Raw genomic sequence first — 14325 nt, forward strand, 5'->3', positions numbered from 1 at the left:
GTCGCCGCCGAGGATCACCCGTTGCGGATCCGGCGGCGGGGCGTGCCCGGCCGGCGGGGCCGGGCGACGGAGCGGGTGGCGGCCGCCGGCAGCGCGAGACCGGCGGCGCGCAGCGCGTCGCCGAGCCCCTGCGCGGCGAGCCGGTCGGCCGCCTCGTTACCGGGGTGACCGGCGTGGCCCTTGACCCAGTGCCACTCCACCTGGTGCCGGCTCGTCGCCGCGTCCAGCGCCCGCCACAGGTCCTCGTTCTTCACCGGCTGCCGGGCGCCGGTCTGCCAACCGTTCCGCTTCCACTTGGCCAGCCACGCGGTGACCCCGTTCCGCACGTACGTGGAGTCGGTGTACAGGTGGACCCGGGCCGGCCGGGTCAGCGCGTTGAGCGCCTCGGTCGGCGCGGTCAGCTCCATCCGGTTGTTCGTGGTCGACTCGACCTGACCGCCGCACAACCGCTTCTCGTGCTCGCCGTAGCGCAGCAGCGCGCCCCAGCCACCCGGCCCCGGGTTCGGTACGCAGGCCCCGTCGGTGAAGATCTCCACCACCGCACCGCTCGCATCGTCGGTCACGCCCACACCCTATGAGGTACCCCGGCCTCGGACCGGTCCGGGCGGAAAGCCCGTGGTGGGCGGCCCGCCGGTACGGGCAGGATGGGTGGATGGACAGCAGGCCGGAACCCGCGGTCGTCACGACCACGACGGCCCGGATCCCCACCGGGGTGCGCACCGCGGTACTCGTCGAGGGCGACAGCGACGAGGCCGCGGTGACGATCGTCGCCACCCGGCGCGGGCTCGACCTGACCGCCCAGGGCATCGCCGTGGTCCCGATGGGCGGGGTGACCAACATCGGGCACTTCGTCCGGCTGCTCGGCCCGGGCGGGCTCGGCGTCACGCTGGCCGGCCTGTACGACTCGGGCGAGGAGCACGTGGTCCGCCGGGCGCTGGAACGCGCCGGCCTCGGCACCGCGCTCACCCGAGCCGGCCTCGCCCGGCTCGGCTTCTTCGCCTGCGTCGAGGACCTGGAGGGCGAGCTGATCCGTACCCTCGGGATCCCGGCGGTCGAGCGGATCATCGCGGCCGCGGGCGAGCTGCGGTCGCTGCAGACCCTGCGCCGCCAACCGGCCCAGCGCGGCTGGAGCGACGTCGCGATCCTGCGCCGCTTCGTCGGTACCCGGGCGCGCCGCAAGCTGCGCTACGCCACCCTGCTCGCCGGCGCCCTCGACCCGGCCACCATCCCGGCCCCGCTCGACGCCCTGCTCACCCACCTGGCCCCGGCCGGCTGAGCCGGCGCGCGCGGCGGGCCCTGGGTGCCCGGAGCGGGGTTCGAACCCGCACGCCTTTCGGCAGCCGCTTTTAAGGCGGCCGTGTCTGCCTCTTCCACCACCCGGGCGCGTCGGAATCACCGTATCCGTCAGCGCAGCGCCACCGGACATGCGAGACCTGTGATGTTGATCAGGCTAAAGAAGCGACCGCCGTGCCGATGGCGCGGTGGAAGGTGGGGTACGCGTCGATCATCGAGCGGAGCCGGTCGATCGGCACCTCGGCGTGTACCGCGAGGGTCAGCGCGGCGAGCACCTCGCCGCCGCACGGCCCGACGGAGGTGGCGCCGACCAGCACGTTGCGGTCCCGGTCGGCGACCAGCTTGACCACGCCGGCGTTGCCCGCCTGGTGGATCCAGCCGCGGGTCTCGGCCGCCACGTCGGCGGTGCCGATCAGGGTGTCGATGCCGGCCTTGCCGGCCTGCGCCGCGGTGAGCCCCACCCCGCCGACCTCCGGGTCGGTGAACGTCACCCGCGGCACGGCGCGGTAGTCGGCGGAGAAGCCGCCCTGGCCGAGGATGTCGCGCACCGCGATGTCCGCCTGGTACATCGCCATGTGGGTGAACCCGCCGTGCTCGGTGACGTCGCCGACCGCGTACAGCCGGTCGGTGGCCCGCATCCGGTCGTCGGTGGCGATGAACCGGTCGTTCGGCAGCCCGGCCTCGACCACGCCCAGCGCCGCCAGTTCGGTACGGCGGCCGGTGGCGACCAGCAGCCGGCCGGCGATGTGCTCCTCGCCGCCGACCCGGGCGGTGAAGCCGCGCCAGTCGTGCCCGACGTGCTCGACCGCGGCACCGGTGCGAACCGTGACGCCGTCGGCGGAGAACGCCGACCTGACCAGCTCGGACGACTCGGGTTCCTCCCCGGGCAGCAGCCGGTCGGCCGCCTCCAGCACCGTCACCGCGACCCCGAACCGGGCGAACACCTGCGCGAACTCGCAGCCGATCGGCCCGCCGCCGAGGATCAGCAGCGACGCCGGCAGCTCCTCGGTGCGCACCGCGTCCCGGTTCGTCCAGTACGGCGTGTCGGCGAGGCCGGGGATCGGCGGCGCGCCGGGCTCGGTACCGGAGCCGACGATCACCGCGCGGTCGGCCCGGAAGACCCGCTCGCCGGAGCCGTCGGCCGGCCGTACCGACACGGTGTCCGGCCCGGTGAGCCGGCCCTCGCCGCGGACGAACCGGACGCCCTTGCCGACCAGCCGGTCGACCGCGACCTGGTCGTTCCAGTCGTCGGTGGCCTCGTCCCGGATCCGCCGGGCGACCCGGCCCCAGTCGGGCCGCACGTCGGCGTGCCCGGCCAGCTCGTTCACCCGGTGGGCGTCGGTGAGCAGGTCCGCGGCGCGGACCATCATCTTCGTCGGTACGCAGGCGTAGTACGGGCACTCGCCGCCCACCAGCCGCCGCTCGATGCCGACGACCGAGAGCCCGGCCTGTGCGAGGCGGCCGGCCGCCTCCTCGCCGCCGACCCCCAGGCCGAGCACCACCACATCCACCCGTTCGGCATCCGTCATGATCCCAGACTGGCAGTTCCGGCGGCGCGGTGCATCTGTTTCACCGCCGCGTCGAACCGCGGTGTTCGTCACGTCACGACCCGGGGGTCCCGACCGGTGGTCGCCGCCCCGGCGTGCGCCCCCAACGAATTCGGCGCAACCGGCCACGTACCGGCCGGGCCTTGGGCAGGGTGGGGCAGGGGGCCTGGGGGAACCCCGCACAGGAGCAGGTCATGGCGCAGAACACGACCCGGTTCGCGCACCGGCCGGCGCTGGACGGCGTACGCGCGTTCGCGGTGGCCGCGGTGCTCGTCTACCACGGGGGTGTCGCGGCGGTACCGGGTGGCTTCATCGGCGTCGACGCGTTCTTCGTCCTGTCCGGGTTCCTGATCACGTCGCTGCTGCTCGCCGAGGTCGCGGGTACCGGCCGGATCCGGCTGGCGGCGTTCTGGGGCCGGCGGGCCCGCCGGCTGCTGCCGGCGCTGCTGCTGATGCTCGCGGTGGTGGTACCGGCGTCCCGCGCCCTGCTCGCCTCCGGCGATCTGCCGCCGGTGCGCGGCGACGCGCTCGCCGCCCTGCTGTACGTGGCGAACTGGCGGATGATCTTCCGCGGGTCGGACTACTTCGCGCAGACCGCGACACCGACGCCGCTGCAGCACACCTGGTCGCTGGGCATCGAGGAGCAGTTCTACCTGGTCTGGCCGCTGGTGGTACTCGCGGTGCTGGTCGGCGTCGCCGGGTTCCGGCGCGGCGGCGGGCCGGCACCGTCGCCGGCCCGGCGCCGGGTGCTGCTCGCGATCTGCCTGGCCGGCGCCGCCCTGTCCACGGCGCTGTGCTGGATCCTCTACGCCCCCACCGATTCCAGCCGCACCTACTACGGCACCGACACCCGCGCCGTGGCGCTGCTGACCGGCTGCGCCCTGGCCATCCTGCTGCAGCACCGGATGCCGGCGGTCACCCCCGGCCGGCACCGGCGGGACGGCAGCCGGCGGATCGAGCATCCGCTGCTCGGCACCGCGACGGTCCTCGCGGTGCTCGGGCTCGGCTGGGCGGCCTCGCACGCGACCGGGTCGACCGACTGGCAGTACCACGCCGGGTTCGCGGCGATCGCCGTCGCCGTCGCCGCGGTCATCGCGCACGCCGTGCTGTCGCCCGGTTCGCCGACCGCGTGGGTACTGTCCCGGCCGCCGATGGTCGCGCTCGGTCGCATCTCGTACGGGGTGTACCTGTGGCACTGGCCGGTGTTCGTGTTCTGCTCGGCGGGCCGGCTGGGCTTCGCCGGGATCGGGCTGTTCGCGGTGCGCTGCGCGATCACGCTGGCCGTGTCGATCGCGTCGTACTTCCTGGTGGAGCAGCCGATCCGGCGCGGCCGGCTGGTACCCCGGGGCAGCCGGCTGGCCCCGGCCGGGGTGCTGGCCGGGATGGCGCTGGTGGCCGTCGTCGTGCTCGGCGCGACGGCGAGCCTGCCCGGCGGCGGGCCGGCCCGGGCCACCGGCGGCGGCAGGCCCGTGGTGGTACCCAGCAGGTCACCGGCGCCGGTGGCACCGGTGCGCCGGCCCGGCCGTACGCCGGGCAGCGAGCCGCGGATCGACTTCTTCGGCGACTCGGTGTCCTGGACGCTCGGCACCTACCTGCCGCCGCATCCCGGGCTGGACGTGCACGTCCGGGCGCTGGAGGGCTGCGGCATCGCGACGCTGCCGGACATCCGGGAACTCGACAGCCCGCACACCAACTACCCCGGCTGTACCCGCTGGCCGAGCCGCTGGCGCTCGGCCGTCACCGCCGACGACCCGGACGTGTCGGTGATCCTGCTGGACCGGTGGGAGCTGATGGACCGCAGGCTGAACGGCCGCTACCAGCACGTCGGCCAGCCGGAGTACGACGCGTACCTGGCGACGCAGCTGACCACGGCGGTGGACGTCGTCGCCGCGCGCGGTGCCGCCGTGGTGCTGCTGACCGCGCCGTACACGCACCGCGCCGAACGGCCGGACGGCAGCCTGTACGGCGAGGACCAGCCGGCCCGGGTGAACGCCTGGAACGCGCTGCTGCGCCGGGTCGCCGCGGCCCGCCACGCCACCGTGCTCGACCTCAACCACGTGCTCTGCCCGGACGGGAAGTTCACCTGGTCGATCCGCGGCATCCAGCTGCGCAGCGACGGGCTGCACCTCACCCCGCCGGGCGACCAGCGGATCGTCGCGCCGTGGCTGCTGCCGCAGCTGTCCGCGATCGCCGACGGCACCCGCCGCTGACCACGGGCCGGCGCGGCGCGCCACACCCGAGCCGGCGCGGCGGGCGCTGGTCGCGAGCCGGTGCGGGCGACGGCGCGGCGGGCGCTGGTCGCGAACCGGTGCGGGCGACGGCGCGGCGGGCTGAGGTCAGGAGGTGCGTTGACCGGTCGCGGCGCGTTCGAACCGCTGGCGCGGCTCGTGCAGCTCGCCGAGCGCGACGGTCTCCCGGCTCAACAGCAGGGCGAGCGTCCAGTCCGCGATGACGTGCACCTTGCGGTTGAGCGTCGGTATCCGGGTCATGTGGTAGCTGCGGTGCATGAACCAGGCCGGCCAGCCGCGCACCTTCACCCCGTACACCTGGGCGACGCCCTTGTGCAGGCCGAGACTCGCGACGCTGCCGACGTACGCGTGCCGATACTCGACCGGCACGCCGCCGCGCAACGTGGCCAGCACGTTGCGGGCCAGGGTACGGGCCTGGCGGACCGCGTGCTGCGCGGTCGGGCCGCACAGCGCGGTCGGGTCCGGGCTGGTCAGGTCGGGCACCGCGGCGCTGTCGCCGGCGCTCCACACCCCGGGCAGCGGCAGCCCGTCCTCGACCACCTGCAGCCGCGCGTTGCACACCACCCGGCCGCGGTCGTCCAGCGGCAGGTCGGTGTCGCGCAGCATCGGGCTCGGTTTCAGTCCGGCGGTCCAGACGATCGTGTCGCACTCGAACTCGGTACCGTCGGAGAGCACCACGTGGCCGTCCACACAGGACTCCAGCTGGCAGGACAGCCGGACGTCCAGGCCGCGCATGCCCAGCTCGCGGGCCGTGTAGCGGGCCAGGTCCAGGTCGACCTCGGGCATGATCCGGTCGGCCATCTCGACCAGCACCCAGCGCATCTGCGCCAGGGTCAGCTCCGGGTAGTACCGGATCGCGTCCCGGGCCATGTCCTCCAGCTCGGCGACCGCCTCGACCCCGGCGTACCCGCCGCCGACGAACACGAACGTCAGCGCCCGGTCCCGGGTGGCATGGTCGGTGGTCGCGGCGGCCACGTCCAGCCGCTCCAGCACCCGGTTGCGCAGCCAGATCGCCTCGCCGATGCTCTGGAAACCGACCGCCTCCTCGGCCAGCCCCGGCACCGGCGCGGTGCGCGTGATGCCACCCGGACACACCACGAGCTGGTCGTACGGCAGCTCGCGGGGCGGGCCGATCAGCGGCTGCACGCTGACCGTACGGTCGGCGTGGCTGATCCGGGTGACCGTCCCGCCGACGATGCGGCAGCGGCGCAGCACCCGGCGCAGCGGGATCACCGCGTGCCGCGGCTCGATGCTGCCGGCCGCCGCCTCCGGCAGGAACGACTGGTAGGTCATGTTGGAGCGCGGGTCGACGACGGTGACCTGCGCCTCCCCCGGGTGGAGCTTCTTCGTGATCCGGTGGGCGAACTCCAGCCCGAGCTGCCCACCGCCGACCACCACGATGCGTTGCGCCACGCCGTGACCTCCGAGCGTCGTACCGCTGCGCGCCACGACCGCCGGGGCCGCGCGCCGGTCCGGGCCGCTCGCCGAGCACATCGGCGAAGGGCCCCACCCAGCGTATGCCCGCCGAGATCACCTCGCCCGGCAATGCCGCCGTCCGATCCCCACACCGGCCCGGTCGATCGTGGCGTGGCCGGCAAGCGCTTGCCCGCGCAGACCGCACCACGATCGACCGGGCGGGCGCGAGGGTCAGCGGCGACGACGGTGCAGCAGGTACGCGACACCGACGGCGGCGCCGAGCGCGGCGAGCAGCCCGATCACCGGCAGCAGGATCGAGTTGTGGCCGGTACCGGACGGCGGCAGCAGCACCGAGGCGGCCAGCGCGAACACCACCGTCACGAGCAGCACCCCGCCGGTGCGCGCCAGCCAGCCCAGCAGTACCGACGGGGCGAGCTGGCCGCGCACCGGCAGCGTCGCCGCCAGCGCCGCGGTGCCGTGGTGCAGGTAGAGCAGCGCGGCGAGCAGCAACGTGCCGAGCATGCCGCGCTGCTCGTGGTAGACCAGCCCGCCGAGCAGCCACACCCCGGCGACGATCAGCTCGGTCGCGGTCACCCACGGCCCGTCCGGCCGGACCGCGGCGACCAGCGCGAGCGCCACCGTGACCAGGTAGGACCAGCCGTTGGCGCGCATCGGCCCGGTCATCGCGAGGATCAGCGCGAGCACCCCGAACACCAGCACCGACCCGCGCACCAGGGCCGGGCCCGGGGCGAGCGAGCGCACCCGGTCGGCGCCGCGCTGTACCGCCTGCTCGGCCCGGCTCACCGTCGGGGACAGCCGCAGCGTGGCGAGCCGGCTCGTACCGCCGTCCGGTCGCCGTTCGGTGGTCATCGCAGCACCGCCCGGGGCGCGGCGGCCATCCGGGTCACGTCGCGCAGCACCTCGTCCAGGCTGCCGGCGCCGGCCCAGGCGACCACCGGTACGCCGACCTCGCGCAGCCGGCCGACGGTGTTCTCCCGGTCCAGCCGCCACAGCCGGTACGCGAGGTCGGTCCACTCGCTGGTCTGCACCGGGCGGGCGTTGTCCGGCAGGGTGTCGACCGCCAGCACGAACCGGCCGGTCCGGGCCAGCTGGGCGAGCATCGTGGCGCTGCGCTCGTCCAGCAACGGGGTGAGGAACAGGATCAGCGCGTTGGGTGGCAGCAGCCGCGGCGACAACAGCCGCGAGGTCGGCGCGACGCCGGACGGCCAGACCCGCACGTCCAGCAGCCACTCCAGCATCGTCAGGAACTGGCGGTGGCCGGAGCTCGCCCGCAGGTAGCGCGCGGACGGACCGAACTCCAGCACCGAGACCCGGTCGCCGCGGTGCAGGTAGTGCTCGCCGATGCCGGCGGCAGCGCGCACCGTGGTGTCCAGTACCGACGCGGACGCGGGGCCGGCGGAGCGACCGGCCTCGTGCAGCACGTCGAGTACCAGCACCACCTCGGCGTCCCGCTCGGACAGCGTCGCGTTCACGTACAGCTCGCGGTTGCGCAGCGAGACCCGCCAGTCGACCCGCCGCAACCGGTCCCCCGGCTGGTACGGGCGCACGCCGGCGAGCTCGCCGCTCTCGCCGGGGCGGCGGGACCGGTGCGTGCCGGCGATCCCGGCCGCCTTCGGCATCGCGTCGGCCGCCTCGAACGGCTGCGCCACCGGATGCACCTTCACCGTGGTCGCCGGCAGCCGGATCGCGCGACTGCGCAGCAACCCGTCCGCCGCGTACCCGCGCACCTCGACCGGGCCGATCCGGTGCCGGCCCCAGCGCATCGCGCGTCCCTCGATCAGCACGTCGGTACCGGACCGGCCGGGCAGCGAGGCCATGTACTCACCGGCGCCGGTACGCATCCGCAGCCACCGGCTGGCCGGGGTGCGCACCGCGACCCCGCTCAGCGGCGCCGGATCCGGGTTGTCGATCGACACCCGGCCGAGCACCGTACCGCCCTCGGCGCTGATCGTGGTGTCCACCGTCAGCTCGGCGGTCGGTACCCGGTGCGGCCGGCGGGCCAGCCCCCAGCCGGCGCCCAGCACGAACGGCAGGCCGAGCACCACCAGGTCGAGCCGGCCGATGGTGACGCCGATGATCAGCAACACCAGCGCCATGCCGACGGCGCGGCGCAACGCCCGGGTCGGTACCCAGTCGTACACCGCCGAGTCCTCGCTGGGGCCGTGCAGCACCGGCTGCTCGCCCGGCTGCGGCGGCTGCGGATTGTCCTGGGTGCGCACCCAGAGGCCGACCTCGCTCAGCGCTGCCCCCTCGGCGGCTCGGTGTAGCGGTAGACCGGGTCCGAGCCCGCCGCCGATCCGGCCGGCTCCGGCGGCCGAGCCGCGGCATCGTCCACGGTCGGCGCCTGGTAGCTCGGCCGGGCGCCGCTGGCGGGTGCGGCGGTCGCGGCGACCACCTCGGCCACCACGTGCGACGGTTCGACCCGGCGCAGCCAGACCTCCGGCTTGAGCGAGATCCGGTGGGCCAGCGCCGGCGCGGCGAACGCCTTGACGTCCTCCGGGATCACGTACGAGCGGTCGGCCAGCAGCGCCCGGGCCCGCGCGCACAGCAGCAGCGCCAGCGAACCGCGTGGCGAGGCACCGACCATCACCTGCGGGTGCGACCGGGTCGCGGTGACCAGATCGACGATGTAGCGGCCGATCGAGTCCTCCACCGCGATGGTCTCCACGGTGGCCTGGATGGCCCGCAGCGTCCGCGCGTCGACCACCGGCGCGAGTTCGGTCTCCTCCCGGCGGCGCGCCATCCGGTTGCGCAGCACGCCCCACTCGTCGTCGGCGCTCGGATAGCCGAACGAGACCCGCAGCAGGAACCGGTCCAGCTGCGCCTCCGGCAGCGGGTAGGTGCCCTCGTACTCGATCGGGTTCGCCGTCGCGAGCACGTGGAACGGCGGGTGCAGCGGATAGGTGGTGCCCTCGACGCTGACCTGCTTCTCCTGCATGGCTTCCAGCAGCGCCGCCTGCGTCTTCGGCGGGGTCCGGTTGATCTCGTCGGCGAGCAGCAGGTTGGTGAAGATCGGCCCGGGCCGGAACTCGAAGTCACCGGTCGACTGGTCGTACAGGAAGGAACCGGTGACGTCGGCCGGCAGCAGGTCGGGGGTGAACTGCAGCCGGCGGAACGACAGGCCGAGCGCCTGGCCGAACGACCGGGCCGCGAGCGTCTTGCCCAGCCCCGGGAAGTCCTCCAGCAGCACGTGGCCGCCGGCGAGGATGCCGGCCAGGACCAGCGCCAGCGGTTCGGCCTTGCCGACCACGACCGTACCGACCGCGTCGAGCACCTGCCGGGCCAGCGCACCGGCCTCGGGCACCGACAGCGGCGCCGGCTCGGCCTCGGGTTGCGTGTTGACCGGTCCGCTCACCGGTTGCCTCCGTCCTGGGCGAACAGTCGCTCCATCGTTCGTACCGATTCGGTGAGCTGCGCCCGGCTCGGCGCCCGCTCGGTCGGCTCGGTCAGCAGTGTCCACAGTGGATCACCCAGCAGTGCGCGAACCCGTTGCGGCCCACCGGATCCGGCGCCGGCCAGGTCGGTGCCGTGGTCGATCCGGAGCCGCTCGTCGACCAGCGCGGCGAGCCGTTCGCGCACCGTACGGTCGAAGCTGACCGCGTCGTCGTGGGTCCAGGCGAGCCGGTCCTCCCAGCGGCGGATCGCGGTGAACGGCCGGTCCGACATCTCCGTGGTCGGCGCCGACGGCGCCGGCGGGAACGGCTCCGGCGGCCCGTGCACCGCCACCGCGACCCGGTAGCCGAACGCCACCGCGAGCACCAGCGCGTCGGTCATCCCGTACGGCAACCGGATCTGCACCACCTGCAGCATCCGCCACAGCACGTCGCCGGCGGCCAGCGCGACCAGCACCATCCCGATCACCCAGCCGGGTGTGATCTTCAACGGCTGGTACGGCTTGCGCATCGGGTCCCGCTTTCCCGGCGTCATCACGTGCCCGTACGAGAAGCTCATCGGCGTTCCTCCTTCGTCGGAACACCGATGAGGCACGACGCGCGATTCCCCTGATTCGCTCGCTCACGCTCACTCATCGGTCCGCCTTCCCGGTCGGCGCGGTCATCGGGCGTCTCCGGCCGGGGTGGCGTCGCGGACCGACAGTTCGGCGGCGAGGCGGTCGAGTGCGCCGCGGGCGGTGGCCCGGTCGGCCTCGGTGACCGGGGCCGGCGCGTACCGGGCGGCCCGGTACCGCTCGGCGAGCGCGGTCAGCGCCCGCTCGGCCGGGCCGGTCAGCGCCTGGAACGGCCGCTCGCCGGACGGGTCCCGGGCCACCCCGAGCATCCGGCCGACCAGATCACCCGGCGCGTCGGAGGCCGCGCGCGGCACCCCACCCCGCGACGCCAGGTCCTCCAACGCCAGCCAGCAGGCGATCACCGCGGCCCGCGGATCGTCGCCCTCGATCAGCGCCGCCCGGCTCGCCGCCATCGCCGCCCGCACCTCGTCCGCGGTCGGCGCGTCCGGCTCGTCCGGCTCGGGCTCCGGCTCCGGGTGCCGGCGGCGCCGCAGCACCAGGCCGTCCCGCAGCGCCAGCATCAGGTACAGCATGATCGCGCCGTACGCCAGCGCGCACAGCGCGGCGATCACCACGATCAGCACCGTGGTACTGGTGCTCGAACCGTGCGGCTGCGGCGGTCGGACGACCGTACGGGTCGGCTGCGCCGGCGGTGTGCCGCCACTGGGCGCGACGGTCGGGCTGATGGGAAGCGGCGGTACGTGGGTGACCCGCGGACCGCGTGCGTTCGCGCCCAGCGCGGCCACCACCACCAGCAACAGGATCAGCAGCACCGGCAGGTATCGCAGTCCTCGACGCAACCTGGCACCCCCGTCGCCGACCGGCCGACCCGCCCCACCGACCGTGCGCTCCCGGGCCGGAATCGGCCCAGCGGACCGGATCCGGCGTCAGATGCCGGCCAGCGTGCGGGCGCGGCCCAACACGTCGTCCAGCATGCCCGTCGTCAGCCGTCCCGTGAAGGTGTTCTGCTGGCTCACGTGGTAACAGCCCAGCAACATTATTCCGGTGCCGACATACTCGGCACCGTGGCCGAACCGCGGGCGCGGCCGCGGCACCGGCTCACCCAGCGCCGATGCCGAGGCCCAGTACGCATTCCAGGCGAACTGCCCCAGCGCCACCACGACCCGGACCGTGCCCCGCAGCAACTCCAGCTCGCGGTCCAGCCAGGACCGGCAGGTGTCGCGCTCGACGGTGGTCGGCTTGTTCTCCGGCGGGGCACAGCGCACCGGCGCGCAGATCCGGGTGTGGTGCAGCACCAGCCCGTCGTCGGCGGACACGCTGCTCGGCGCGCTGGCCAGCCCGGCCCGGTGCAGCGCCGCGTACAGCACGTCGCCGGACCGGTCGCCGGTGAACATCCGGCCGGTACGGTTCGCCCCGTTCGCCGCCGGCGCCAGGCCGATCAGCACGATCCGCGCGTCGGTGGCACCGAAGCTCGGCACCGGGCGACCCCAGTACGTCTGGTCGGCGAACGACGCGCGCTTGCGCTCCGCCACCTCCTCGCGCCAGGCGACCAGCCGGGTACACGCCCGGCACACCGAACTGCGGGCCGCCAGCGCGGTCAGGTCCGCCGCACCGGCCGCCAGCTCGGCCACCTCGGCCCGATCCGCCGCCACCGGGGTACCCGCATCCGCCACGTCACCGGGGAACCCCGACCCCGGCCGCACGTGGCACCCGAACTCCGTCCGCTGCACCGCAACCATGGCCCCATCCTGCCCGCCCGGCCACGGCATCCCGCCGTCGCACCGGGCAGCGGCTGGCGTGCGCCTCCGGTCGAGCGAGCCGGAGTCCGTTCCACGCTCGTACCGACAACGCCGCGAGCAGGCGAGTCGCCACCGTGAGGCGGCCGCTCAGACGGAGCGGGCGATGCCGTCCAGGATGTCGTGCTCGGAGGCGATCAGGCCATCGAACCCGGCCCGTTCCAGCACGGTACGCAGGATCAACGCGCCGGCGCCGATCACGTCGGCGCGCCCCGGGTGCATCACCGGGATCGCCCGCCGCTGCTCCCGCGTCTGCGCCAGCAGGTCGGTACTGATCCGGGTCACCTGCTCGCGGTCCAGCCGGGCGTGGTGGATCCGGGTCGAGTCGTACTCCGGCAACTCCAGCGCGATCCCGGCGATCGTGGTGACCGTACCGGCGAGGCCGATCAGGGTGCGGGCCCGGCGGGCGGACACCGTGCCGAGCGCGCCGTCGACCACCTCGGTGACGTGTTCGCGGGCGGCCACGATCTCGGCCTCGGTCGGCGGGTCGGAGTGCAGGTAGCGCTCGGTCATCCGGACGCAGCCGATGTCCACGCTGACCGCCGCCTCGGCGCTGCCGGCGCCGACGACGAACTCGGTGGAGCCGCCGCCGATGTCCACCACCAGGTACGGCTCCGCCAGGTCGGCCGGCAGTCCGCCGACGGCACCGGCGAACGACAGTGCCGCCTCCTCGTCCCCGGTGATCACCTCGGGTGGCGCACCGAGCACGTCGAGCACCATGTCGCGGAACTCCGCGGCGTTGCCGGCGTCCCGGCTGGCGGAGGTGGCGACCATCCGCACCCGGCCCGCGCCGAGCTCGCGGATCCGCTGCGCGTACCCGGTCAGCGCCTTGCGGGTGCGCTCGATCGCTTGCGGCGCAAGCATTCCGGTCCGGTCGACGCCTTCACCGAGGCGGACGATCTCCATCGTCCGGACCAGATCGGTCAGCCGGTCGCCGTCGCGATCGGCGACCAGCAGCCGGATCGAGTTGGTACCGCAGTCGATCGCCGCGACCCGCTCACTCATCGCCGCCTCCGGAGGCTCGCCCGTGATCCGGACCGTCGCCGCTCATCGCGGCGCCGTCGTCCTCGCCGGGCGGATCGTCGGCGCACACGCACGGACCGTCGGCCCACCAGGGCGCCATCGTCGCCAGCGCCTCGTCCCCGAACGGGTTGACCCCGGGGCCGGTCGCCAGCGCGTGCGCGACGTGCACGTGCAGGCACTTGACCCGGGTCGGCATGCCGCCGGCGGACACCCCGGCGATCTCCGGTACCTCGGCCAGCTCGGCGCGGCGCCGCAGGTAGTCCCGGTGCGCTTCCTGGTACCGGCCGGCGAGGTCCGGGTCGTCCGCCAGCCGCTCGGTCATCTCCCGCATCGTGCCGGCCGACTCCAGCCGGCTCACCTCGGCCGCGGCCCGTGGGCAGGTCAGGTAGAACAGCGTCGGGAACGGGGTGCCGTCGGGCAGCCGCGGACTCGTCTGCACCACGTCCGGGTTCCCGCACGGGCAGCGGTGCGCGACCGCCGCCGCCCCCCGCAGCGGGCGGCCGAGCTGCGCGGACATCGCCGCCGTCGCGACGGGCGTGACCGGCTCGTGCACCGGCGGGCCGGCCGACTCGGCGGCGCTCACCGGTCCGCGCCCTGCACGCTGGACCAGACCTTGCCGTACCAGGGGCCGTCGGAGCGGACCCGACGGTCGTCCGCGTCACCGCCACCGGGCTTCTTCGGGTCGCCGTACACCGCGTACACCTTATCGCCGGGGCGCACCATCCGCAGCCGGCGCCGCGCCTGCGCCTCCACGTACTGCGGGTCGTCCCACTTGTCCCGCTGGCCGCGCAGCTTCGCGATGCGTTCCTTCTGCTGCGCCTGCGCGTCGGTCAGCTCGGCGATCTGCGCCCGCTGGCCCAGGTAGGTACGCACCGGGTAGGCGTAGGCCAGGATCAGCGCCACGAACACCAGCGCCAGCACCACCGCCCGCCCGGTGAACCGGCCGCCACCGGGCCGCGGCGCCCGGGTCCGGGTGGCACCGGCCCGGCGGGCGCCGGGCCGGGCGGCCGCGT

The 14325-nt window shown here is 74.8% G+C and carries 12 protein-coding genes, 1 tRNA gene and 2 pseudogenes; 2 read left to right on the forward strand and 13 right to left on the reverse strand.

Annotation, left to right across the window (positions count from 1 at the left end; translation table 11 throughout):
• Nucleotides 1–14 precede the first annotated feature (14 nt).
• Nucleotides 15–563 (reverse strand): ribonuclease HI, encoded by a 549-nt coding sequence (gene rnhA, locus NUM_RS25130; protein WP_207127395.1) that lies wholly within the window; start codon nucleotides 561–563, stop codon nucleotides 15–17.
• Nucleotides 564–652: 89 nt separating this feature from the next.
• Here rnhA and NUM_RS25135 point away from each other — a divergent pair, with 89 nt between their 5' ends.
• On the forward strand, nucleotides 653–1276 hold the full coding sequence (locus tag NUM_RS25135) for a TOPRIM nucleotidyl transferase/hydrolase domain-containing protein (protein WP_225918839.1): 624 nt from the start codon (nucleotides 653–655) through the stop codon (nucleotides 1274–1276).
• A 25-nt stretch (nucleotides 1277–1301) separates the two neighbouring features.
• Here NUM_RS25135 and NUM_RS25140 read toward each other — a convergent pair.
• Both NUM_RS25140 and NUM_RS25145 read right to left on the reverse strand, forming a co-directional pair.
• Nucleotides 1302–1383, reverse strand: a tRNA-Leu gene (locus NUM_RS25140).
• 62 nt (nucleotides 1384–1445) lie between these two features.
• On the reverse strand, nucleotides 1446–2822 hold the full coding sequence (locus tag NUM_RS25145) for a dihydrolipoyl dehydrogenase family protein (protein WP_207127396.1): 1377 nt from the start codon (nucleotides 2820–2822) through the stop codon (nucleotides 1446–1448).
• A gap of 212 nt (nucleotides 2823–3034) precedes the next feature.
• On the opposite strand from NUM_RS25145, the gene NUM_RS25150 reads away from it, so the two are divergent.
• Nucleotides 3035–5050: an acyltransferase family protein gene (locus NUM_RS25150; RefSeq protein WP_207127397.1), complete on the forward strand. Its 2016-nt coding sequence runs from the start codon at nucleotides 3035–3037 to the stop codon at nucleotides 5048–5050.
• A 126-nt stretch (nucleotides 5051–5176) separates the two neighbouring features.
• Here NUM_RS25150 and NUM_RS25155 read toward each other — a convergent pair whose 3' ends face one another.
• The 10 genes and pseudogenes from NUM_RS25155 to NUM_RS25200 form a co-directional block, all read right to left on the reverse strand.
• A complete protein-coding gene (locus NUM_RS25155; protein WP_225918840.1) occupies nucleotides 5177–6502 on the reverse strand; it encodes an NAD(P)/FAD-dependent oxidoreductase in 1326 nt (441 codons plus the stop codon).
• 234 nt (nucleotides 6503–6736) lie between these two features.
• On the reverse strand, nucleotides 6737–7375 hold the full coding sequence (locus NUM_RS25160; protein ID WP_207127399.1) for a hypothetical protein: 639 nt from the start codon (nucleotides 7373–7375) through the stop codon (nucleotides 6737–6739).
• Nucleotides 7372–8745 (reverse strand): DUF58 domain-containing protein, encoded by a 1374-nt coding sequence (locus tag NUM_RS25165; protein ID WP_370467052.1) that lies wholly within the window; start codon nucleotides 8743–8745, stop codon nucleotides 7372–7374. The genes NUM_RS25160 and NUM_RS25165 overlap by 4 nt, the downstream gene beginning before the upstream one ends.
• Before the next feature lie 128 nt (nucleotides 8746–8873).
• Nucleotides 8874–9836: pseudogene (locus tag NUM_RS25170) on the reverse strand (AAA family ATPase); the annotation flags it as partial.
• A 41-nt stretch (nucleotides 9837–9877) separates the two neighbouring features.
• On the reverse strand, nucleotides 9878–10477 hold the full coding sequence (locus NUM_RS25175) for a hypothetical protein (protein ID WP_207127400.1): 600 nt from the start codon (nucleotides 10475–10477) through the stop codon (nucleotides 9878–9880).
• A 102-nt stretch (nucleotides 10478–10579) separates the two neighbouring features.
• Nucleotides 10580–11332, reverse strand: coding sequence for a DUF4129 domain-containing protein (locus NUM_RS25180; protein ID WP_207127401.1), 753 nt, complete (start codon nucleotides 11330–11332; stop codon nucleotides 10580–10582).
• 87 nt (nucleotides 11333–11419) lie between these two features.
• Entirely contained in the window at nucleotides 11420–12232 is an 813-nt protein-coding gene (locus tag NUM_RS25185) for a uracil-DNA glycosylase (RefSeq protein ID WP_207127402.1), read from the reverse strand.
• 147 nt (nucleotides 12233–12379) lie between these two features.
• Complete coding sequence (locus tag NUM_RS25190) at nucleotides 12380–13294, reverse strand: Ppx/GppA phosphatase family protein (protein WP_207127403.1); 915 nt, start codon at nucleotides 13292–13294, stop codon at nucleotides 12380–12382.
• A gap of 85 nt (nucleotides 13295–13379) precedes the next feature.
• Nucleotides 13380–13829: pseudogene (locus NUM_RS25195) on the reverse strand (DUF501 domain-containing protein); the annotation flags it as partial.
• Nucleotides 13830–13891: 62 nt separating this feature from the next.
• On the reverse strand, nucleotides 13892–14325 hold a 434-nt coding region (locus NUM_RS25200; RefSeq protein WP_207127404.1), incomplete at its 5' end, for an FtsB family cell division protein.

This window comes from Actinocatenispora comari (assembly GCF_017312725.1).
In the GTDB taxonomy this organism is placed as follows: Bacteria; Actinomycetota; Actinomycetes; order Mycobacteriales; family Micromonosporaceae; genus Actinocatenispora; species Actinocatenispora comari.